Source organism: Methylobacterium sp. ME121 (assembly GCF_000974725.1).
Taxonomy (GTDB): domain Bacteria; phylum Pseudomonadota; class Alphaproteobacteria; order Rhizobiales; family Beijerinckiaceae; genus Methylobacterium; species Methylobacterium radiotolerans.
The window spans coordinates 77,455-96,890 of the sequence record NZ_BBUX01000010.1 but is presented as its reverse complement, the minus strand read 5'-3'; the positions used below and the strand labels follow the sequence as shown (position 1 = coordinate 96,890).

Sequence of the window (19,436 nt, the reverse complement as noted above, 5' to 3'; positions counted from 1 at the left end):
GGCTCCACCGCAGCTCAGGACGAGGGCGCGGTCGGGCGCGGTCTCCGCGTTGCGGAGGCCGCTGTCCTCAATGCGCCCGCTGGGCGAGCCAGAGCGCGCCGAAGGCCAGCACGCCGCCACCGAGCGGAACCGCGAGCAGGAGGAGAAGCTGGGCTGTCGTCATGGCCGAAGGTTCCGCAATGCGTGCCTCACGGCCCAATGTATGGCGCCACTCATGATCCAGCAAACCACCATGGCGATGAGCACGGGCGCGAAGTGCGGACGATCCGACAGGGCGGTCGAGATGAACGGCGCGAAACCGCCGACGGCGAAGATCGCGACGGCCAGGCCGTTGGCGTAGGTCGCCGAGAACTTGATCCGCTCGTTCGCCACGAGCGTGTCGCGCGCTTCGCTCTCCGCTTCCGACATCGAACCAGAGCCCCCGGCCGGCCGCGAGCTTAGCCGATACCGGCGACGCGGACCATGAGCCTGCCGGCCGCCTCACCGCCCCGTCACGGCCGCCTCGTCCGCCGCCCAGAGGTGCTGTGCCGCGTAGGCCCGGAACGGGCGCCACGCCTCCGCCCGGGCCAGGAGCTCCGCCGGGCTCGGCCGCCCGGTGCCGGTCTCCAGCGCCCGCAGCAGCCCGACATCGCCCACCGGCAGGGCGTCGGGCAGCTTGAGCGCCCGCATGGCGATGTACTGCGCGGTCCAGGGCCCGATCCCGCGGATCGCCGTGAAGCGGAGCAGAGCGGCCTCCAGCGACTCGGCCGGAGCGAACAGGTCCGGGTCGGCCAGCGCCGCCGCCGCGAGCGCCCGGATCGCCGCGCCGCGGGCGCGGGGCATGTTGAGCGCCCGGGCGACATCCGCCTCGACCAGATCCGCCGGCGCCGGGAAGACGTGGGTCAGGCCGCCCGACGGCTCCGCCAGCGGCGTCCCGAACGCCGCCACCAGCTTGCCCGCGAGGCCGATCGCGGCCGCCACCGACACCTGCTGGCCGAGGATCGCCCGGCAGCCGGTCTCGAACGGGTCCCAAGCCCCCGGCAGGCGCAGACCCGGCCGCGCGGCCACGAGCGGGGCCAGGATCGGATCCCCGGCGAGGCAGGCCGCGACGGCGCCGGGATCGGCGTCGCAGTCGAACAGGCGGCGCAGGCGCCCGGCGACCGCTTCGGCGTGCCCGGCCTCGACGCCGCGGAGCGTGACGCGCAGGCCGTCCGCGCCGGGGGCCACCGTCAGGAGGCCGTGCCGCCCCGCGACGCTGACGGTACGCGCGTAGGCCGCCGCGGGATCCGTCACCTCGACGCCCGGGATCGCCCGCTTGGCCAGGAAGGCGCGGATCGCCCCCCAGTCGTAGGGCGGCCGGACGGGCAGGCAGAGCTCGATCGCCTCCGCAAACACGAAGGGCGGCCTCTCGGCCGCCCCGCTGGTCGCGTCTCCGGACAGGTGATCCCGCCTCAGCCGCGCTGGTCGACCGGCACGTAGTCGCGCTGGGTCGGACCGACGTAGAGCTGGCGCGGACGGCCAATCTTCTGCGACGGGTCCTCGATCATCTCGGCCCACTGGGCGATCCAGCCGACCGTGCGGGCCACGGCGAACAGCACGGTGAACATGTCGGTCGGGAAGCCCATCGCCTTGAGGGTGATGCCCGAGTAGAAATCGATGTTCGGGTAGAGCTTCTTCTCGATGAAGTACTCGTCCTTGAGGGCGATCTGCTCCAGCTCCATGGCGACGTGCAGCAGCGGATCGTCGGTCTTCCCGAGCTCCTTCAGCACCTGGTGGGTGGTGCTCTGCATGATCCGGGCGCGCGGGTCGTAGTTCTTGTAGACCCGGTGGCCGAAGCCCATCAGGCGGAACGGGTCGTTCTTGTCCTTGGCCTTGGCGACGTACTTGCCGACGTTCTCCGGAGTGCCGATCTCCATCAGCATCTTCAGCGCCGCCTCGTTGGCGCCGCCATGGGCCGGGCCCCACAGGCAGGCGATGCCGGCCGCGATGCAGGCGAAGGGATTGGCGCCCGAAGAGCCGGCGAGCCGCACCGTCGAGGTCGAGGCGTTCTGCTCGTGGTCGGCGTGCAGGATGAAGATCTTGTCGAGCGCGCGGGCGAAGACCGGGTTCACCTCGTACTCCTCGCACGGCACCGCGTAGCACATGCGCAGGAAGTTCGACGTGTAGTCGAGGTCGTTCTTCGGGTACACGAACGGCTGACCGATCGAGTACTTGTAGGCCATCGCGGCGAGCGTCGGCATCTTGGCGATCATGCGGATCGACGCGATCAGCCGCTGGCTCTCGTCCGTGATGTCGGTGGAGTCGTGGTAGAAGGCCGAGAGGGCGCCCACCGAGGCGACCATGACGGCCATCGGGTGCGCGTCGCGGCGGAAGCCGGTGAAGAACCGGTTCATCTGGTCGTGCACCATGGTGTGGCGCGTGACCCGGTACTCGAAATCGGCCCGCTGGGCGGCGGTCGGCAGGGCGCCGAACAGCATCAGGTAGCAGGTCTCGAGGAAGTCGCCCTTCTCGGCGAGCTGCTCGATCGGGTAGCCGCGGTACAGCAGCACGCCCTCGTCGCCGTCGATGTAGGTGATCTTCGACTCGCAGGAGGCCGTCGAGGTGAAGCCCGGGTCGAAGGTGAAGGCGCCGGTCTGGGCGTAGAGCTTGCCGATATCGATCACGTCCGGCCCGATCGTGCCGGATTTCACCGGCAGTTCGATCGACTTGCCGTCCACGGTGATGGTGCTGGGTGCGCTCATGGATCGTGGACCCTTCTCTGGCGACGTGGCGGATGCCGGCCTCGGGCTGCCCGAGTCGGTCCCGGGGGCCTGAGCACACGCATTATGCTGCGGGTGCTCACAGCCATGGGTTACCCAAACGGCAGTGCAGCAGCAACGGGGTCGGTGACAACCCGCCCCCGACGCCAAGCGAATTCCGCCAACTGAATTCCACCCAACGCAATCCGGGCCGGGGCCCGCAGTTCCCGGTCCGCGCGCGGCAGTCTCAGCCCTGCGGCGCCTGATCCTCGAGGCGCGCCAGGGTTTCCTCCCGGCCGAGCACCGCCATCACGTCGAACAGGGGCGGGGAGGTGGTGCGGCCAGTCAGCGCCGCGCGCAGGGGCTGGGCGACCTGTCCGAGCTTGCAGCCGGCCGATTCCGCGTACTGGCGCACCGCGCCCTCGGTGGAGGCCGCGCTCCAGTCGGGCAGCGCCTCGAGCACCGGCCGCACGCCGGCGAGGCGGCCGCGCCCCTCGTCGGAGAGGAGGGCGCGGGCCTTGTCGTCCAGTGCCAGGGGCCGCTGGGCGTAGAGGTAGTAGGCGCTGTCGAGGAGCTCGATCAGCGTCTTGGCCCGCTCCTTCAGGCCTGGCATGGCTTGGATCAGCTTGTCCTTGAGGTCGGGCTGAAGCGGCGCCGACAGGCCGCGCTCCGGCCCGACATTCGGAAGGATGGTCTCGATCGCCGCGACGAGATCGGCATCGGCGCTGGTGCGGATATAGAGGCCGTTGAGGTTGGCGAGCTTGGCGAAGTCGAACCGCGCCGCGGAGCGACCGACCGCCCCGAGGTCGAAGGCCGCGACCATCTCCTCGGTGGAGAAGACCTCCTGGTCGCCGTGGCTCCAGCCGAGCCGCACGAGGTAGTTGCGCAGGGCCGCCGGCAGGTAGCCGAGATCGCGATAGGCCTCGACGCCGAGCGCCCCGTGGCGCTTCGAGAGCTTGGCCCCGTCCGCCCCGTGGATCAGCGGGATATGGGCCATCCGGGGGATGTCCCAACCCAGGGCGGAGAAGATCTGGCTCTGGCGCGCCGCGTTGGTGAGGTGGTCGTCGCCGCGGATGATCTGCGTGACGCCCATGTCGTGGTCGTCGACCACCACGGCGAGCATGTAGGTCGGCGTCCCGTCCGAGCGCAGGAGGACGAGGTCGTCGAGGTCCTTGTTGGCCCAGGTCACCCGGCCCTGGACGGCGTCCTCGACCACGGTCTCGCCCTCGGTCGGCGCGCGCAGGCGGATCACCGGCTTGACCCCGGCGGGCGCCTCGGACGGGTCGCGGTCGCGCCAGCGGCCGTCGTAGCGCGGGGCGCGCCCCTCCGCGCGGGCGGTCTCGCGCATCTGCGCGAGTTCCTCGGCGGTGGCGTAGCAGTGATAGGCGCGGCCCGCGGCCAGCAGCTCCTCGGCCACGGCGCGGTGGCGCTCGGCGCGGGCGAACTGGAAGACCACGTCGCCGTCCCAGTCGAGGCCGAGCCAGGACAGGCCGTCGAGGATCGCGTCGATCGCGCCCTTGGTGGAGCGCTCCCGGTCGGTATCCTCGATGCGCAGCAGCATCTTCCCGCCGGTGTGGCGGGCGTAGAGCCAGTTAAACAAGGCCGTGCGGGCCCCGCCGATGTGCAGGTAGCCGGTGGGCGAGGGGGCGAAGCGCGTGATGACGGCTGAGGACATCGGTCCGGTATGTTCCGGGGCTGGTCGCGGACGGAGCGCGACGGACGGCGAAGGGGCGGCGGAGCGGCGAGGGGCTCGACAGGGCGCCCGTAGCACGAAGAGCCGGCTGTAGCACGGGCCGGCGGATGCGTTAAGAATCGCCCGCAGAATCGCTCGACCCCGACGACAGGTCGCGCGGAGCGGGGCGGCGGCGATGCGGCGGATCGGCGCGAGGCGGGCGGGCGGCGCGGTGGCGCTGATCGGCCCGCGCGTCCGAGCCCTCCCGCCCGCCCTACCGGCGCTCCGCGGCTGGGTCGCCGCCGGTCTCGCCCGCGAGGCCGAGCAGCGCCGGCTGTTTCCCTGGCTGGCAGTGGCCTTCGGCGGCGGGATCCTGGTCTACTTCGCGGCGGCCGACGGCGCGCCGAGCCTGGCCGCGCCCCTGATCGCGGCCGCCCTCGCGCTGGCGCCGGTCCCCGTCCTCGGCGCGCGGCCGGCGGCCCTGGCGGCGGCGCTCGCGGTGGCGGCCGCGCTCCTCGGCTTCGCGGCGGCGACCTGGCGGGTCTCGCAGGTCGCCGCGCCGATCCTGACGCGCACCACGATCGGTCCGCTCGTCGGAACGGTCGAGGCCCTGGACGAGCGCGAGGTCGGCGCCCGGCTGGTGATCCGGGTGGAGAGCTTCGCCGGCCTCGCGCCCGAGGCGCGGCCCGCCCGGGTGCGGGTCTCGTTCCGCAAGACGCCGATCCCGCGCCCCGGGGACGTCGTCGCCGCCACGGCGCGGCTGCTGCCGCCCCCGGAGGCGGCCCGGCCCGGCGGCTACGACTTCGCCCGGGACGCCTACTTCCAGGGGATCGGCGCGGTGGGCTCGCTGGTCGGCGCGGTCACCGTCCGGGCGCCGTCCGAGCCGCCGCCGCTGGGCCTGCGGCTCGCCGCGGCACTGGACGCGGCCCGCAACGGGCTCACGCGCCGGATCGCGGAGGCCGCCGGCGGCCAGGCGGGCGCGGTGGCGGCGGCCCTGGTGACCGGCAAGCGCGGCCTCATCGGACCGGCGACCAACGACGCGCTCCGCGCCGCGGGCATCTACCACGTGGTCTCAATCATGCGAGTTGACTGGCAGAATTTGGTGGAATATCCGCTTCGCGACTTCAACCTCTCAGGTAGCTGCCGTCGCCGTCCCCCAGCACGCCCAACGCATGTCCGCCCGGTCCTCGGCCTCAAGCGTCGTGCGTAGGACCACGTGAGTCGCGAAAGCGAGACGTGTGAGGAAGTCCGCCGACGTCGCGAAAAGGGGGGCGCGGGCGCCCTACCGGGCGGATCGCGCGGGCACGCAGCGAGCGTCGGCGACCAGCTCGCCTGGCGCCGCCGCCCCGACGACGTCCGCGCACAAATCGGGCCGGCCCCCGCAGCAGTCTTCCAGAAGGTATCTCACCAAGCCGCCGAGGGCTTCCGGTACCGCCGTATAGATCACGCAATTCGACTGCCGCCGCGACCTGGCCAAACCCGCCTGCTCCAACTGTGCCAGGTGGAACGACATCGTGGAGGGCGTGCCGCCGACCTCCTTGGCGATGAGCCCTGCGGCGAGTCCCTCGGGATGGCTACGGAGCAACGCGCGCATGGCACGCAGCCGGGTGTCCTGAGCGAGGGCGAGCAGTACGGTTAAGGCCGCCTTGTCGTTTAGCATGGGTTCATGTTTCGATTGCTATCGAAATTGGAAGAGTTACAAACGGCGCAGCTTGATCGGTTTCGGTACGTTTCAGCATGAGCGACCAATTGCAAGGGGCCGTCGACATGGATGGCCGTGCGCCAGGGGGAGAATTACTTAGGAGTGACTTGGCAGGTCACCTCGCTGCTCCGCTGCGCGACTATTTCGGTCATATCGAGCGCGAACCGTTGCCCCTCGCGCTGGCCGAACTCGTCGCGCGGTTCGAGGCATCCTTCGCGCGACAGGGGCGGACCGTCGCCAACGAGTTCCGCGACGACCTGATCAGGGCCTTGCCGGCGCTGCGCACCTTCGCATTGTCGCTCGCCGGAGACGTGACCCGGGCCGACGACCTCGTGCAGGAGACCTTCGCCCGCGCCTGGGCGAAGTGGCACTACTTCACGCCCGGCACGAACTTCACCGCCTGGCTCTTCACGATCCTGCGCAACCAATTCTACTCGGAGACGAGGAAGAAGAAGCGCGAGGTCGAGGATGCCGAGGGCACCCTGGCCGGCAAGCTGGAAACCAGGGCCGACCAGGAGGACGCCAGCACCCTCAAGGTCGTCTGGGAGAAGATCGGCAGACTGCCGGAGGGGCAGCGGCAAGCCCTGCTGCTCGTCGGGGCGGAGGGCCGAACCTACGAGGAGGCCGCGACCCTGTTGGGCTGCCAGGTCGGCACCGTCAAAAGCCGCGTGAGCCGTGCCCGGGCACTGCTCGTCGAGCAGCTCGGCATGGGGGAACAGGGACAGCCGGCCTGAACGGCGACCGCGAACGGTCGACGTCGCAGGCGGCTCGAAGAGGTTTGATCCCGATATTGCAGGCGAAGACACGCGTCACCGGGTCGGTGCGTGCGTCGTCGCGTGCGTGGCAAGGCCGGGCGGCAGCAACGTCGGGCCGTGTCCAGGCTATGGCCTCAGGCTGCCAAGCGCTCGACGAAGGTGCCGCGAAGCTTGCCGGCCGTCTCACCGTGGGCGGTGCGGCAACTGTCCGGCACGTCATCGTCGGACGTCCACCGGCATTCCAGGCGGCCGCTCACCGGGTCGATGGACCACCGGGCGCGCAGGTTGCCGCGCCGGGCCGGAGCCAGCGTGGACGGGGTGATGGATCGCGGGGCGACGAAGCCGTTCCGCAGGTCCGCGGCGACGGCGCGCGCACGGGCGAGAGCGCGGATCGAGACGATCATGTTCATGGTGCACCTCTTGTGGTCCGGCCGTCCGAGCGGCCGGTTCCCGGAGGTGCGCCGGGTCAGGCGTCCAAGCGGGAAACGGTCGGCGCGAACGGCGCGGACAATCGACTGTGACTGTCGCTTGGCATGGGGGTTCAGGATTCCTGAATGTGAGATGCGCGGAGCCGATCAGGGCTTTGCCGGGCCCCGACGCGTTGGCACCGGACCCTCGCGCAGTCAAGCACCGACATGCCTCGCCGCGGTGCGTTCACGCGAGTGTGCGGACATCTCGGCTGAAGCCCCAGACCGTGACGCCGCAGCAACCACTTGCGCATCGGCTGACCGGCAGGACCCCTCGTCTCCCGGGTACGAACCGCCATCGAGGCTCAACGTCGAATTATCACCCACGAGGGTCCGGCATGGCCGCCAGTCCGGGCGGTCGGGGCAGTGAACGCAAATTTAGTGGACGTCGATGCCCGCGACACCCTACTCTAGAATCATTCTAGACTGAGTTGCCGGGGGCGGCCTTGCTTTTAACGATGGAACCGCGGTCCGCGGCCGCAGACGGCGACCGGGGCTCCCGCGATCACCGTGGAGCGGCTCCCGGAAGCGCGACGGCCGACGTCCGCTACCGGACATCCATATCGCGCGCAATACGACTGCCGGCGGTTGTCTTGGGCGTCGTCTGCTTGATGGGCGGGGGCGTCTGGTCGATGCGCGATACGCTGCTCCCCTCGACTGAGGCGGTCATTCGCCCCTACCTCGTTCGGATGGGGTTCGCGGCGGAGGCCGCCCCTGAGGCGTCGACGCGGTCGAGCGACCAGGCCGAAGGCGCGACCCAGGTCGATCCGAACGTGGTGATCCTCGATGCCGCCGGCCAGGCAAGTCTCCGGCTCGCTTCGGGGCAGGCGACGACCCGCCGGCTCCTTCAGCCGGTGCGGGCGCCGGGGACGGTCGCCTTCGACGAGCGTCGCGTCGCGCACGTGAAGCCGCGCACGCCGGGCCGGGTGACGAGCCTCGCGGTTCAACCCGGCGACGCCGTCCGGGCCGGACAGACGCTTGCGACCCTCGACGCGGCGGGCGTCCTCGACGCGCGCAACGGCCTTTCCGAGGCGAAGGCGAGCCTCGCCGAGGCGCAGGCGACCGAGGCGGTCGCCGAGACGAACCTGAAGCGCGGGCTCGATCTCCTGAAGGTCGGCGGCGTCGCGCAGTCGGAGGCGGACCGCCGCAGGGTCGATCTCGCCAAGGCCCATGCGGCGACGCTTTCGGCCCAGTCGAAGGTCGAGTTGTTCACCGCCCAGTACGAGCGCCTCGCCCCGGAAGCCGGGGCCGCCCCGGGCACCAGCGCCATCGTCGCGCCCCTCGACGGCGTCGTGACGACCGCGGGCATCACCCTGGGCGAGGTGGTCGATACCGGCCGGGATGCCTTCACGGTGGCGGATCCGTCACGGGTGCAGGTGCTGGCGAGCCTCTACGGCAGCGACATGACCGCGGTGAAAGCCGGCGACGCCGCGTCCGTGAGGGCGGCTCCCGGCCGTCCCCGCCTCGACGGCCGGGTCCGATCCGTGAACGCCGCGGTCGACCCCGCCAGCAACACGGCACCCGCGCGGATCGAGATCGACAACTCGGCGGGCCTGCTGCGCGCCAACATGTTCGTCTCGGTCGAGATCGCCGCCGACCTCAACCGGGAGGGGGTGACCATACCGGCCTCCGCCGTCCAGCAGACGCAAGACGGTCCCATCGCCTTCGTGCGCACGGGGGAGGAGCGTTTCGAGAGGCGGACGCTGACCCTCGGACTGCAGAGGCCCGACTGGGTCGAGGTGGTCGATGGCGTCACCGAGGGCGAGACCGTGGCGACCGACGGCAGCTTCGGCCTCAAGGCCATCCTCATGCGCGGCCTCCTGGGCTCGACGGATTGATCCGATGTCGGCTTGGTTTTCCCTCCTGATCCGCCGCCGCTGGCTCGTCCTCGCGGTCGCGTTGGCCGGCGCGGCCGGCGGCCTCGCCAACCTGCGGGGCCTGTCCGTCGACGCGGTGCCCGACATCTCGCCCAAGCAGGTGATGATCCTCACGCAGTCGCCGGGCCTCGGGCCGCTTGAGGTCGAGCGCCTGGTCAGCTTCCCCGTGGAAAACGCGATGGCGGGCGCGCCGGGGCTCACCGGCATCCGCTCGACGTCGAGGGCCGGCGTCTCCGCCGTCTACGTCACCTTCGACGACGGCGTTCCCGTCACGGAAGCTCGCGCGCAGGTGTTCCAGCGGCTGCCCGCGGCCAAGGCCATGATGCCGGCAGGCGTCGGCGACCCGCAGATGGGTCCGATGGCGACGGGGCTCGGGGAGATCTACCAGTTCGAGCTGCGCGGTCCCGCATACTCGCCGATGGAGCTTAAGCGTATCCTGCAATGGACCGTCGCGCCCCGGTTGAAGCTGACGCCCGGCATCGCCGACGTGAACATCTACGGCGGACAGTTGCCGACCTACGAGGCGCGCGTCTCCTCCGACGCGCTCCGACGCTACGGCATCACGCTGGGGCAGGTCTACGCCGCGTTGTCCGAGAACAACCTGGCGCGCGGCGGTGCCTACATCGAGCACAACGACCAGCAGCAGACGATCCGCGGCCTCGGCCTCGCCAAGGGCCCCTCGGACATCGCCGGCATCGTGGTGGCCACCAATGCTGGCGGCCTGCCGGTCACCGTCGCGGACCTCGGCGAGGTCGTCGAGGCGCCGAAGGTCCGCCTGGGCGCGGTCAGCCACGACGCCGGCGGCGAGACGGTGGTCGGCATCGCCATGATGCAGCAGGGCGAGAACGCCAGCGCCGTGGTGGAGAGGGTGAAGGCCACCGTCGAGGAACTGAGCCCCCAACTTCCGCCGGGCGTCGAGATCAAGCCCTATTACGACCGGTCGACCCTCGTCGAGCGGACGATCCGCACGGTCGAGCACAACCTCGTCGAGGGCGCCGCGCTCGTCGTTGCGGTCCTGCTCCTCCTGCTCGGCAACCTGCGAGCCGGGCTCGTCGTCGCGGCCGCCATACCGCTCTCCATGCTGATGGCGTTCGCGGGCATGCGTTTCCTCGGGCTGTCGGGCAACCTGATGAGCCTCGGCGCCATCGACTTCGGCCTGATCGTCGACGGCGCCGTGGTGATGGTCGAGAACGTGTTGCGCGCCCGCGGCGAGCATCCGGACCGGCCGCCCTTCGAGGTGATCCGCGACGCCGCCGCCGAGGTGGCGAAGCCCATCCTCTTCGCGGTGGCCATCATCATGCTCGTGTACGTGCCGGTGCTCGCCCTCGAAGGTGTGGCCGGGAAGATGTTCCGCCCGATGGCGGTGACCGTGATCCTGGCGCTCGCCGGCTCCCTCGTCCTCACCATGACGCTGATGCCCGCGCTCGCGGCGATCATGCTCTCGGGCAGCGGCGTCGGCGAGCGGGAGACCCGGTTGGTCCGTGCGATGCGCGCGACCTACGAGCCGGTGCTCCGGGTCGCCGAGCGGCGGTCGGGCGTCACGGTGCTCGTAACCCTTGTCCTCTTCGCGGGAAGCTGCCTGCTGGCGACCCGGCTAGGGGGGGAGTTCCTGCCGAAGCTCTCCGAGGGCTCCATCGTCGTCACCTCGGAGAAGCTGCCGGGCATCAACCTCGACGCGTCCCTCATGGCGGTCAACCGGATCGAGTCGGTGCTGAAGTCCTTTCCGGAAGTGAAGCGCGTCGTGTCGCTCACCGGCAGCGCCGAGATCCCCACCGACCCGATGGGCGTGGAATCGACCGACAGCTTCATCGCGTTGACCGACCCCTCGACGTGGACCACGGCGGAGACGCAGGAGGGGCTCGTGGCGGCCTTCGAAGCGCGCCTGCGGGCGAAGGTGCCGGGGGTGGCGTATTCCTTCTCGCAGCCGATCCAGATGCGGATGGACGACCTGTTGGAGGGCGTGCGCGGCGACGTGGCCATCAGCCTCTACGGCGACGATCTCGAAGTCCTCAAGGACAGGGCCGACGCCATCGTGCGCGCCGTCTCCGGCGTCCGCGGGGCCGCCGACGTGAAGGCCGAGGCGCAGGCCGGGATGCCGGCCGTGACCATCCAGGTCGACCGCGCCGCGGCGGCTCGCTACGGCGTCAGCGCGAGCGACATCCTCGACGTGGTCGAAGCGGTCGGAGGACGCTCGTCCGGGATGGTCTACCGCGAGGACAACGCCATCACCGACATCGTGGTGAGGCTCGACGCCGGCGACCGCGGCGACGTCGGGCGGATACGCTCCCTGCCCGTCGGTCGCGCGGGCCGGCCGCTCGTTCCGCTGTCCGAGGTCGCGACCGTCGAGGCCGGGACCGGGCCGGCGCAGATCAGCCGCGAGCGCCTTCAGCGCCGCATCTCCGTCCAGGCCAACGTCCGGGGCCGCGACGTCCAGGGCTTCGTCGCGGAGGCGCGGGAAGCCGTCAGGAGCCAGGTGTCCCTGCCGCCGCGCTACGCCCTCCGATGGAGCGGGCAATTCCAGAACCTGCAGGAGGCCACCTCACGTCTCTCGGTGGTGGTTCCCGCCGCGATGGCGGCGATCCTGCTGCTGCTGGTCGTCATGTTCGGCGATCTGCGGATCGCGGGCTTGATCTTCCTCAACGTGCCGGTGGCGGCGACGGGGGGCATCGTCGCGCTCTACCTCCGCGGATTACCCTTCTCGGTCTCGGCCGCCGTTGGGTTCATCGCCACCTTCGGCATCGCGGTGCTGAACGGCGTGGTCCTGGCGAGCTACATCCGCGACCTGGAACGCTCGGGCCTCTCGCCGGAGGCGGCTGCGATGCAAGCCGCGAGGATGCGGCTCCGCCCGGTCATGACCACCGCCCTGGTCGCGACGCTCGGGTTCCTGCCGATGGCGCTGTCGACCAGCGCGGGCGCCGAGGTGCAACGTCCCCTGGCGACGGTCGTGATCGGCGGCCTGCTCACCGCGACGCTGCTGACGCTCGTGGTGCTGCCCGCGGTCTACCCCTTCGTTTCCAAACTGCGTTGGCCGGGCGCCAAGGCGGTCGCGAAGGAAGGACGGTCACCGCTTCCCGCAGGTCGGGTCAGCGTCGATGCGTGACCGAAGACTTTCATTCGTGGCGGGGCTGATCCTGGTCTGCGGCATGGTCGCGCCCGCGGCGTCGCGAACATTCGCCTGCCCGGACTTCCTGCGCATGCACGGCTTCCTCAGGCAAGCGACGGCGGCCTGCCGGTTCTCGGCGTTCAATCCCGCCATCGTCGAGCAGGCGCGCGAATGTTTCGAGGAGGTCGGATCCAGCATCGGCGCGACGGAAATCTACTCCGGCGCGGCGCAGTTCGACCGGCTGGCCGCCTATAGGAACCTGGATGCCGTATGCGCGGGGCTCTCAACCAAGTTTCCGACGGTCGTACGTCCGTGACCGCCGGACGCCGCGTCTCCCAACGTCCGACCAGCCTGCCGCAACCGGTCGACGCCTGCCGCCCGATCCCCGAACCTCGTTCGAACGGCCGGCCGACAAGATCTTCAAACCGACGAAAACTCCGGAGATGGGTTGCACATGATCCGTACCATGTTCGCGATGCTCGCCACCGTGGCCGGGCTTTCCGCCGCCCTGGGCCAGCAACCCGCCGCGTCGCCCGACGCGCCCGCATCCTTCGTCGAACCGACGGACGCGGCGCATCGGCACTGCTCCGGCTCGTGCTTGAAGACCGGCGCCCTGCAATGGTTCTGCCGCCCCGACCAATCCTGCTCGCTCGATTGCGGCAGCGCGCCCCCGAAGATGCACTGCCACGACCCGAAGCGGTGATCGGACGGCACTGCGGACCAGCCTCCCGATGCCGGCAGTGACGGCCATCGCAAGGACGTCCGCAAAAGCCGGCTGAGGCGGGCCCGGAACTTCCTCGATGAGCCCCTCACGCGCGATGCTGCTTCGCTCGCCTTCGCAGGGTCGTAGATGATGGCAAGACGGTTTGACCGTGCGACGAACCGCTGGCTGCCTATGACTGCGGTCGCCGTTGCTCCGTCCGGGAATGAGATCCCTGACCGTGGCGACGGCAACGGCATCGGTGGAGGCCGGCGGGTCCTGGTAGCTCGGGATACGAACACGACCCGCCGACTTCAGTGCGTGATCACTACGGCTTGGTGGCCGGCGCGGGGTTGGTCGTCGCCGGAGGAGGCGCGGGGTTCGCCGGCGCCGTGGCGGCAGGGGGCGGGGGAGGCGGAGGCACGGTGTTCTCGGCCTTCTTCTCGTCCTTGCAGGCCGCGAGCGCGAGCATGCCGACGAGCGGCAGCAGGTAGCGAATACGCATGGGCGTTCCTCCGGTTTGGCCATTGTAGGCGGCCAGGAACGTTAACCGGGCGCGGTTCGATCCGGCGCGCCGCAGTCCCGGCCGTCCACCAGTGCCCGTTCATGAGCGGAATGGCTGCGGCGAACGACAATAATCGCTTCGACTTCAAGAGCAGACCGGCGACGCAAGACGGGTTTTGCCGACGCGGCTGAATGCACCGTTTCCACAAATCGGTCGCACCCGGGGCTTCACCGGACAACTGCCTCGCGGGACGCCATCGAGCGATCACATGGTGGTGCTTCGCTCCGAACCGTCCTTCCGCTCCCCTATCTTCATCGCGACATCGAAGGGACGGTCGAGAATGCGACAGGTGAAGGTCAGGCTGATGGAGCCGGGTCTGCGCCCCCGGCGGACGCGTTTGGAAATCCCCGGTTGGGCGGGCGATCCCGAGCCCCGCACGGACGGCTCGCAGGAATATGCTTGGCATTGCATCCCCTTCTCGGAGGCGGCCAAAGGCGGGATCGAGCTGTTCTACCCCTACGACGCCGAGTTGCGCGTGAGTACCCGGGACGGAAAGCTGGTCTTCGAAGGCGACTTCGCCGAGCCCGGCGGCCCGGGGCCGCAACGGCCGCCGTTCCGGAGCTTCGGCGACGCCTACTACACCTATCAGATCCTCATCGACCTGAAGGTGGAGGAAGGCTGGGCGATCAAGACCGAGACCCACCCGCGCTTCTACACCGACCGGACCGGGACCGTACCGGTCGCCGTGCCGGCCCTCATCCGGCACTGGTGGCCGATGATGTACTTTATGGTCTTCAAGTCCCCGGACGAGGGCCGCACCCACGTGTTCCGGAAGGACGAGCCCTTCATGCAGGTCACCGTCGTCCCGGCCGACGACGACTTCGAACTGGTGGCCATGTCCGAGGAGGAGGCCGCCGAGCGCGAACTCCAATCGCGCCGCATCTACGCCAGCCGCGAGACGTTGGCGGCCGATTCCCAATGGACGTCGGCAACAAACACCGTCTTCGACGGCACCTATCGGCGCATACTGGGCGCCGCCAAGAGCCAACGGTGAGGTCGGACGGGGCGGGGACGTTCGCCCCGCCGCGTCGGGCTCAATACCCGTAGGGCACGAAGTAGCCGTGATGGTGATGGTGGTGATGATGATGATGGTACCGCCGGTAGTACCGGTGGTGATGATGGTGATGATGATAGTACGGCTCGTAGAAACCGTGATGATGGTGGTGGTGGTGATGGTAGTAGTAATACTGCGCCTGCTGGACCGTCGCCTCGCCCTCGGAGGCGGCCGGTAGCGGTTCGGCCTTCGCTTCGGCCTCGTCGGCCTCCCTGAGGAGCGCCACCGCATCGGGGATTGGCTTGAGCAGGTCGGCGTAGCTCTCGGCCTGCATGGCGGCGGTCAGCCCTGTCGGAGCGGGCATGGCGGCCTGCGCCGGGTCGGCGGCGGAGAGCAGGGTGACGGCCCCGATCAGGCCAGCGACTGTCTTGTCCATCGACGGGATCCTTCCTTGTACGCCGCTTCCGTCCTCGGAGAAGCGCGGACCGAAGCGCCGCCAAAAACACCACCCGCCGGAAAGCCGTTCCGGTTAAGCCAGGGCCAGGCCATCACTTCTCCGGGATGAGCGCCGAAGTCCTCGCTTCCGTTCGTTTGACCGGCGCCGATACGTCGTGAGACGAAGTTCAGTCGGTTTCCTTCGCAGCCTTAGTTGCCGCGTCCGGCGCAATTACGACATTGCATCGTTCCCAAAGCCATACGGCCTGGGCCTGCCGTTCTTCGACGAGACGGCGATGGCGGGACGGTGGCGGGGGCCTTGCTGATCCAACTTGCGGACATCCGCGCAGGCTGGGCCCAGCGATTCGTGGTGTCACCGGACGCGCAGGCATCCTTCGTCGAGCCGACCGACGCGGCCCACCGGCATTGCTCGGGCTCCTGCCGGAGAACCGGCGCCCTGCGGTGGTTCTCCGGCCCGACCAGACTGCTCGCTCGATTGCGCGACCGCACCGCCGAAGATGTACTGCCACGTTCCGAAGCGGTAGTCAGACGGCCTTGCCGACCAGACTGCCGATGCCCGCCGTGACGGCCATGGCCAGCACGCCCCAGAACGTCACCCGCGCCGTGGCCCGGGCGATGGGTGCGCCGCCCGCCTTCGCGCCGAGCGCGCCCAACACGGCCAGGAACACCAGCGAGGCCCCGGACACGGTGTAGACCGCGAGGTTGCCGGGCGAGAGCGCCGCCGTCGCCAGGGGCAACGCCGCGCCGGCCGAGAAGGTCGCCGCCGAGGTCAGCGCCGCCTGGACCGGCCGGGCCGCCGTCACCTCGGAGATGCCGAGTTCGTCACGGGCGTGGGCGCCGAGCGCGTCCTTGGCCATCAGTTGCTCGGCGACCTGAAGGGCGAGGGAATGGTCGAGGCCGCGGTCGACGTAGATCCGCGCCAGTTCCTCCCGCTCGGCGCCCGGGTCGTCGGCAAGTTCCTGGCGTTCGCGGGCGAGGTCGGCCTGTTCGGTGTCGGCCTGGGAACTGACCGAGACGTACTCGCCCGCCGCCATCGACATCGCGCCCGCCACGAGGCCGGCGCTCCCGGCGACGAGGATCTCGCCGGTATTGGCGGCGGAGGCCGCCACGCCGACGATCAGGCTGGCGGTGGAGACGAGGCCGTCGTTCGCGCCGAGGACGGCGGCGCGCAGCCAGCCGATGCGGTCGATGAGGTGACGCTCACGGTGGACGGGTCGCATGGTCGTCAGGATCTCCGGGGCAGCATGCGACGCAGGACGGCGTCATGCCAGAGGTAGTGGTGCACGAGGGCGGCGACCGCGTGGAACAGGGCCAGGGCCATCAGGATGTTGGCGGCGAGCCCGTGCCAGTGCGTCAGGGACCGCCGCCATTCCGGGTCGCCGAGTTGCGGCAAGCTCACCGGACCGAGGGAGACGCCGCGCACGAAGGCGTTGGCGATGCCCAGGCCGACGATGACGATCAGCAGGACGTACAGCGCGGCGTGGGTCGCCTTGGCCAAGCGATGGAGGGGGCCGGGATCCTCGACCGGCAGGTCGCGACCCCTCGTCCGACGCCAGACGAGGAAGGCGACGACGAGGCCGGTGAGAAGGAAGCCCAGGTCGAAATGGGCAGACCAGATGCCGGAGCGCAGGGCGCCCTTGGGGACAAGGTCTTCGAGGAAAGTCCCGACCAGCCACAAGCCGAGCACGAGCACGGCGGTCAGCCAATGCAGCGCGATGGTGCCGCCGTCGTATCGCGCCGCCTGGCGCGTCATGTCCCCACGTGCCGTCATGGTCGAGGTCCTGCCTAAGCCGGTGATGCTGCGGTGTGATGACGGTCGCGGACCGCCGAGCCCGCCGGGGCGATGGCTCGCCTGCCCTTGGCGCTGAGAAACCAAAGGCCCTCGGGGTCCCGGCTCGACAGTCGCGGCCGGATCAGCCCGCGCTCGCGCAGGGACCGGACGGTGCGCATCTCCCACGGCTTGGGCGAGACGAGCGGCCCCTCCCGGTCGAGCCGGAGGAGCATGGCCCGCTGACCGGGCGTGAGGAGAGGCGGGGGAGCGGTTCGATCCCGAGGCTGCATAGCCTTTTTAGAACTACTATAAACTATTTGCGGGTCAAGGGCGCCCCCGCGCCTGGCTGCGGGGGCGCATCGCCTCAAGGCTTGGCGGGCGCCTGGCCCGGAGCCTTCTGGCCCTGCAGGTCGACCGGCTTGTTGTCGTTGAGATCCCAGCCGGTGTTCGGGTCGGTCTGCGTCCGCTGGAGTTGGGCCCGCATCTGCCACTGGTACTTGGCGATGCCGTGCTCGACCTCCTGCAGGAGGTTCGAGGTGGTCGGATCGACGTCCTCCGTCGTCTTGATGGCCGCGTGCACCTCTTCGCCGACACGCTTGTAGGCGTTGGTGAACCATACGAGGATCTGCGCGTCGTCGAGAAAGCCGCCGGGGATCTCGGGCACGCCCGAGGTCTTCACGATGGTGTTGGCGCGCCCGTCCGCCGAGACGCCGATGGCCAGCAGCCGCTCGGCGATGGTGTCGGCGTACTTCGACAATCCCTCGTAGTGCTCCTGCAGCAGGAGGTGCAGCGGGTAGTACAGGGTGCCGGACGCGTTCCAGTGGGCCTGCTTCGTCTGCAACTGAAGCTGCTGCAACTCGGTCAAGGTCTGCTGGAGGGCGGCGACGTCCTTCCTCATCCCGTCCTCGCCGGCGCCGAGGTCGATCACCGGCTGGCGGCTGACCTCGTTCGTCGGGAACGCGCCGGTCGGCTGGCGGCTCGTCACCTGGGTCTGCGAGGACTGGCGCACCCCGTCGGTCTTCTGGTCGGACGACTGCGAGCCCGACGGCGGCGTGGCGGTAGTTTCCTGGGCGACCTGCATGCGCGCCAGGATCTGGGTGGCGGAGGGGGCTGCGGCCTTTGTGGAACCGGCGGCCGTGGCGGCCTCGCGGGCCAGGGCCGGAGAGAGCGCCGTCGAGGCCAGCAGGAGCGCGGCCGCCACGGCGTAAATCGAACGGGTCATCTAAAACCTTGGGAAGACTGCTTCGAGGACGACCGGCACGCCCGCAGGCGGTCGGCAGACCTCAGCAAGGACAACCAGGGCGTTCTTCCCGTTCCGGTGTGAACCCGAATTTACGAACCGGTGATCCCCGCATCGCTTGCCACCGGGGACGGTCCGGGGCACGGGTCGGCGATGCCTTCGGAGCGCTTTCGGGGGTCCGTTCGTTGCTTGGCCTTGTCCCGGCGAGTGCTGCCGGGCGGCTGCGGCTTCTTGAGGGGGGATCGAACCGGTGACGGCCACTCTGCGCTACGAGGTGCGGCTGGCGACCCGCGACGGACGTCGGGTCCTCACGGCGCGCGCGGAACGCGAAGTCGCGCTGATGGCCGAGTCGGTCATCAGGCGCTACGGCGACGATGTCCTCGACGTGGGTTTCTCGGTCGCGACCCCAGACCAGGCGGCGAGCCGGCGGATCGCCCTCTACCTCTCGACGCTTGTCCACGAACTCGACCCGGCTTGACGCCGTACCCCGTCTCGGGTCCGACGCCCTGCTACGGCGGCGCCACGCGCAGAAGCTCTTCCAGCGCCCGGGTGGTCGCGGCCTCCTCGACCGGCTTCACCAGCCAAGGCGCCGTCGCGTGCCGGACCGGCCGCATTCTCGGATCGCTGCCGGTCGTGAACAGGAACGGCACGCCGACCGAGGCGAGAGCATCGGCGACCGGGAAAACGAGACCGTCGCGAAGATCCACATCCAGGACCGCGGCGTCAGGCCGGCCGTCATGGAGAAGATGCAACGCCGCACTGGCCGACGGCACCGGACCGAGCACCGTGGCACCGGCGGCCTCAAGCGTCCGTTTGACGAGATGTGCACGATAGTAGTCGTCCTCGACGACGAGGATGCTTCGGCCGGCCAAAGCTGTCATCGGCAAAGCTCCGCTCGCCCTGGTCCGATTTCTGGGCAGACCGGAAGATCGTCGCCACCAACCAGATTAGTAGAGGAAGTGAATTTCGCCCGATGTTCGTCCGCGAACCGAAGTTCGGCGGGGTGGCGACAAAGATCGCATACCTTCGGCACGCGACGGTCCTTACGAACCTGCCGACGGCCCCCGGAATGGTCGCGGTCCAGCGTCCAGGCAGGCAACTATCGTCCGCCGTTGCAGAGCAGTTGCGGGGGCGCGGTCGAGCAGCTCAGGGCGCAGGACTGCGCGGGACCGCAAAACCATTGCAGGCTTCCGCTCTTCAGGCATGCACCGCCGCAGGTCCGGTGGAGGGCATCGACCGGTTTGACGAGGGAAGCGGGGACGAGAAGCTGTGTCTTGGAGGGCCGGGCGATGGCCGGGGCCGCAACCGACGCGATGGCGAGTAGCCCCAGAATGGCCCGCCTCATAGTCTTGTTCATCCTTCGCCGATCCAATGGATCACAGCAAGGCGGCCATGGCCGGACCCGTTCCCGGATGAA

The 19,436-nt window shown here is 69.9% G+C and carries 19 protein-coding genes and 1 pseudogene; 8 read left to right on the top strand and 12 right to left on the bottom strand.

Annotation, left to right across the window (positions count from 1 at the left end; translation table 11 throughout):
- Nucleotides 1–159: 159 nt before the first annotated feature.
- The 4 genes from ME121_RS09835 to gltX form a co-directional block, all read right to left on the bottom strand.
- On the bottom strand, nt 160–408 hold the full coding sequence (locus tag ME121_RS09835; RefSeq protein WP_012319004.1) for a hypothetical protein: 249 nt from the start codon (nt 406–408) through the stop codon (nt 160–162).
- 72 nt (nt 409–480) lie between these two features.
- Nucleotides 481–1,374: a DNA-3-methyladenine glycosylase family protein gene (locus ME121_RS09830; RefSeq protein WP_059408767.1), complete on the bottom strand. Its 894-nt coding sequence runs from the start codon at nt 1,372–1,374 to the stop codon at nt 481–483.
- A 56-nt stretch (nt 1,375–1,430) separates the two neighbouring features.
- Nucleotides 1,431–2,720 carry a citrate synthase gene (gltA, locus tag ME121_RS09825; protein ID WP_012319002.1) on the bottom strand — a complete coding sequence of 430 codons (1,290 nt, stop codon included), beginning with the start codon at nt 2,718–2,720 and terminating at the stop codon, nt 1,431–1,433.
- Nucleotides 2,721–2,964: 244 nt separating this feature from the next.
- Nucleotides 2,965–4,392 carry a glutamate--tRNA ligase gene (gene gltX / locus ME121_RS09820; protein ID WP_058621120.1) on the bottom strand — a complete coding sequence of 476 codons (1,428 nt, stop codon included), beginning with the start codon at nt 4,390–4,392 and terminating at the stop codon, nt 2,965–2,967.
- Nucleotides 4,393–4,585: 193 nt separating this feature from the next.
- On the opposite strand from gltX, the pseudogene ME121_RS09815 reads away from it, so the two are divergent.
- Nucleotides 4,586–5,467: pseudogene (locus tag ME121_RS09815) on the top strand (DUF4131 domain-containing protein); the annotation flags it as partial.
- Nucleotides 5,468–5,671: 204 nt separating this feature from the next.
- Here ME121_RS09815 and ME121_RS09810 read toward each other — a convergent pair.
- Nucleotides 5,672–6,049 (bottom strand): ArsR/SmtB family transcription factor, encoded by a 378-nt coding sequence (locus ME121_RS09810; RefSeq protein ID WP_059408766.1) that lies wholly within the window; start codon nt 6,047–6,049, stop codon nt 5,672–5,674.
- 107 nt (nt 6,050–6,156) lie between these two features.
- On the opposite strand from ME121_RS09810, the gene ME121_RS09805 reads away from it, so the two are divergent.
- Nucleotides 6,157–6,825 carry a sigma-70 family RNA polymerase sigma factor gene (locus ME121_RS09805; RefSeq protein ID WP_245337805.1) on the top strand — a complete coding sequence of 223 codons (669 nt, stop codon included), beginning with the start codon at nt 6,157–6,159 and terminating at the stop codon, nt 6,823–6,825.
- Nucleotides 6,826–6,980: 155 nt separating this feature from the next.
- On the opposite strand, the gene ME121_RS09800 is transcribed toward ME121_RS09805, so the two are convergent.
- Nucleotides 6,981–7,256: a hypothetical protein gene (locus tag ME121_RS09800; RefSeq protein WP_059408764.1), complete on the bottom strand. Its 276-nt coding sequence runs from the start codon at nt 7,254–7,256 to the stop codon at nt 6,981–6,983.
- Between the two features lie 689 nt (nt 7,257–7,945).
- On the opposite strand from ME121_RS09800, the gene ME121_RS09795 reads away from it, so the two are divergent.
- The 4 genes from ME121_RS09795 (at nt 7,946) to ME121_RS09780 (ending at nt 12,996) form a co-directional block, all read left to right on the top strand.
- Nucleotides 7,946–9,151: an efflux RND transporter periplasmic adaptor subunit gene (locus tag ME121_RS09795; RefSeq protein ID WP_245337806.1), complete on the top strand. Its 1,206-nt coding sequence runs from the start codon at nt 7,946–7,948 to the stop codon at nt 9,149–9,151.
- Between the two features lie 4 nt (nt 9,152–9,155).
- Complete coding sequence (locus ME121_RS09790) at nt 9,156–12,290, top strand: efflux RND transporter permease subunit (RefSeq protein ID WP_059408762.1); 3,135 nt, start codon at nt 9,156–9,158, stop codon at nt 12,288–12,290.
- 16 nt (nt 12,291–12,306) lie between these two features.
- The gene (locus ME121_RS09785) at nt 12,307–12,609 is read left to right on the top strand and encodes a hypothetical protein (RefSeq protein WP_059408761.1); all 303 of its coding nucleotides are present in this window, start codon (nt 12,307–12,309) and stop codon (nt 12,607–12,609) included.
- A 138-nt stretch (nt 12,610–12,747) separates the two neighbouring features.
- Nucleotides 12,748–12,996: a hypothetical protein gene (locus tag ME121_RS09780; protein WP_059408760.1), complete on the top strand. Its 249-nt coding sequence runs from the start codon at nt 12,748–12,750 to the stop codon at nt 12,994–12,996.
- Nucleotides 12,997–13,321: 325 nt separating this feature from the next.
- On the opposite strand, the gene ME121_RS33510 is transcribed toward ME121_RS09780, so the two are convergent.
- A complete protein-coding gene (locus tag ME121_RS33510) occupies nt 13,322–13,498 on the bottom strand; it encodes a hypothetical protein (protein ID WP_179239986.1) in 177 nt (58 codons plus the stop codon).
- Nucleotides 13,499–13,838: 340 nt separating this feature from the next.
- On the opposite strand from ME121_RS33510, the gene ME121_RS09775 reads away from it, so the two are divergent.
- Nucleotides 13,839–14,552 carry a DUF6065 family protein gene (locus ME121_RS09775; protein ID WP_059408759.1) on the top strand — a complete coding sequence of 238 codons (714 nt, stop codon included), beginning with the start codon at nt 13,839–13,841 and terminating at the stop codon, nt 14,550–14,552.
- A 40-nt stretch (nt 14,553–14,592) separates the two neighbouring features.
- Here the strand turns inward: ME121_RS09775 and ME121_RS09770 are convergent, their stop codons facing one another.
- The 4 genes from ME121_RS09770 to ME121_RS09755 all read right to left on the bottom strand — a co-directional run bounded on the left by ME121_RS09770 (nt 14,593) and on the right by ME121_RS09755 (nt 18,001).
- The gene (locus ME121_RS09770; RefSeq protein WP_059408758.1) at nt 14,593–14,988 is read right to left on the bottom strand and encodes a hypothetical protein; all 396 of its coding nucleotides are present in this window, start codon (nt 14,986–14,988) and stop codon (nt 14,593–14,595) included.
- Between the two features lie 544 nt (nt 14,989–15,532).
- Nucleotides 15,533–16,228: a VIT1/CCC1 transporter family protein gene (locus tag ME121_RS09765; protein WP_059408757.1), complete on the bottom strand. Its 696-nt coding sequence runs from the start codon at nt 16,226–16,228 to the stop codon at nt 15,533–15,535.
- Nucleotides 16,229–16,233: 5 nt separating this feature from the next.
- A complete protein-coding gene (locus ME121_RS09760) occupies nt 16,234–16,779 on the bottom strand; it encodes a cytochrome b (protein ID WP_059408756.1) in 546 nt (181 codons plus the stop codon).
- Nucleotides 16,780–17,143: 364 nt separating this feature from the next.
- Nucleotides 17,144–18,001, bottom strand: coding sequence for a Dps family protein (locus ME121_RS09755; protein ID WP_059408755.1), 858 nt, complete (start codon nt 17,999–18,001; stop codon nt 17,144–17,146).
- 268 nt (nt 18,002–18,269) lie between these two features.
- Here ME121_RS09755 and ME121_RS09750 point away from each other — a divergent pair, with 268 nt between their 5' ends.
- Nucleotides 18,270–18,497 (top strand): hypothetical protein, encoded by a 228-nt coding sequence (locus ME121_RS09750; protein ID WP_059408754.1) that lies wholly within the window; start codon nt 18,270–18,272, stop codon nt 18,495–18,497.
- Nucleotides 18,498–18,528: 31 nt separating this feature from the next.
- On the opposite strand, the gene ME121_RS09745 is transcribed toward ME121_RS09750, so the two are convergent.
- Complete coding sequence (locus ME121_RS09745; RefSeq protein WP_059408753.1) at nt 18,529–18,900, bottom strand: response regulator; 372 nt, start codon at nt 18,898–18,900, stop codon at nt 18,529–18,531.
- Nucleotides 18,901–19,436: the final 536 nt, after the last annotated feature.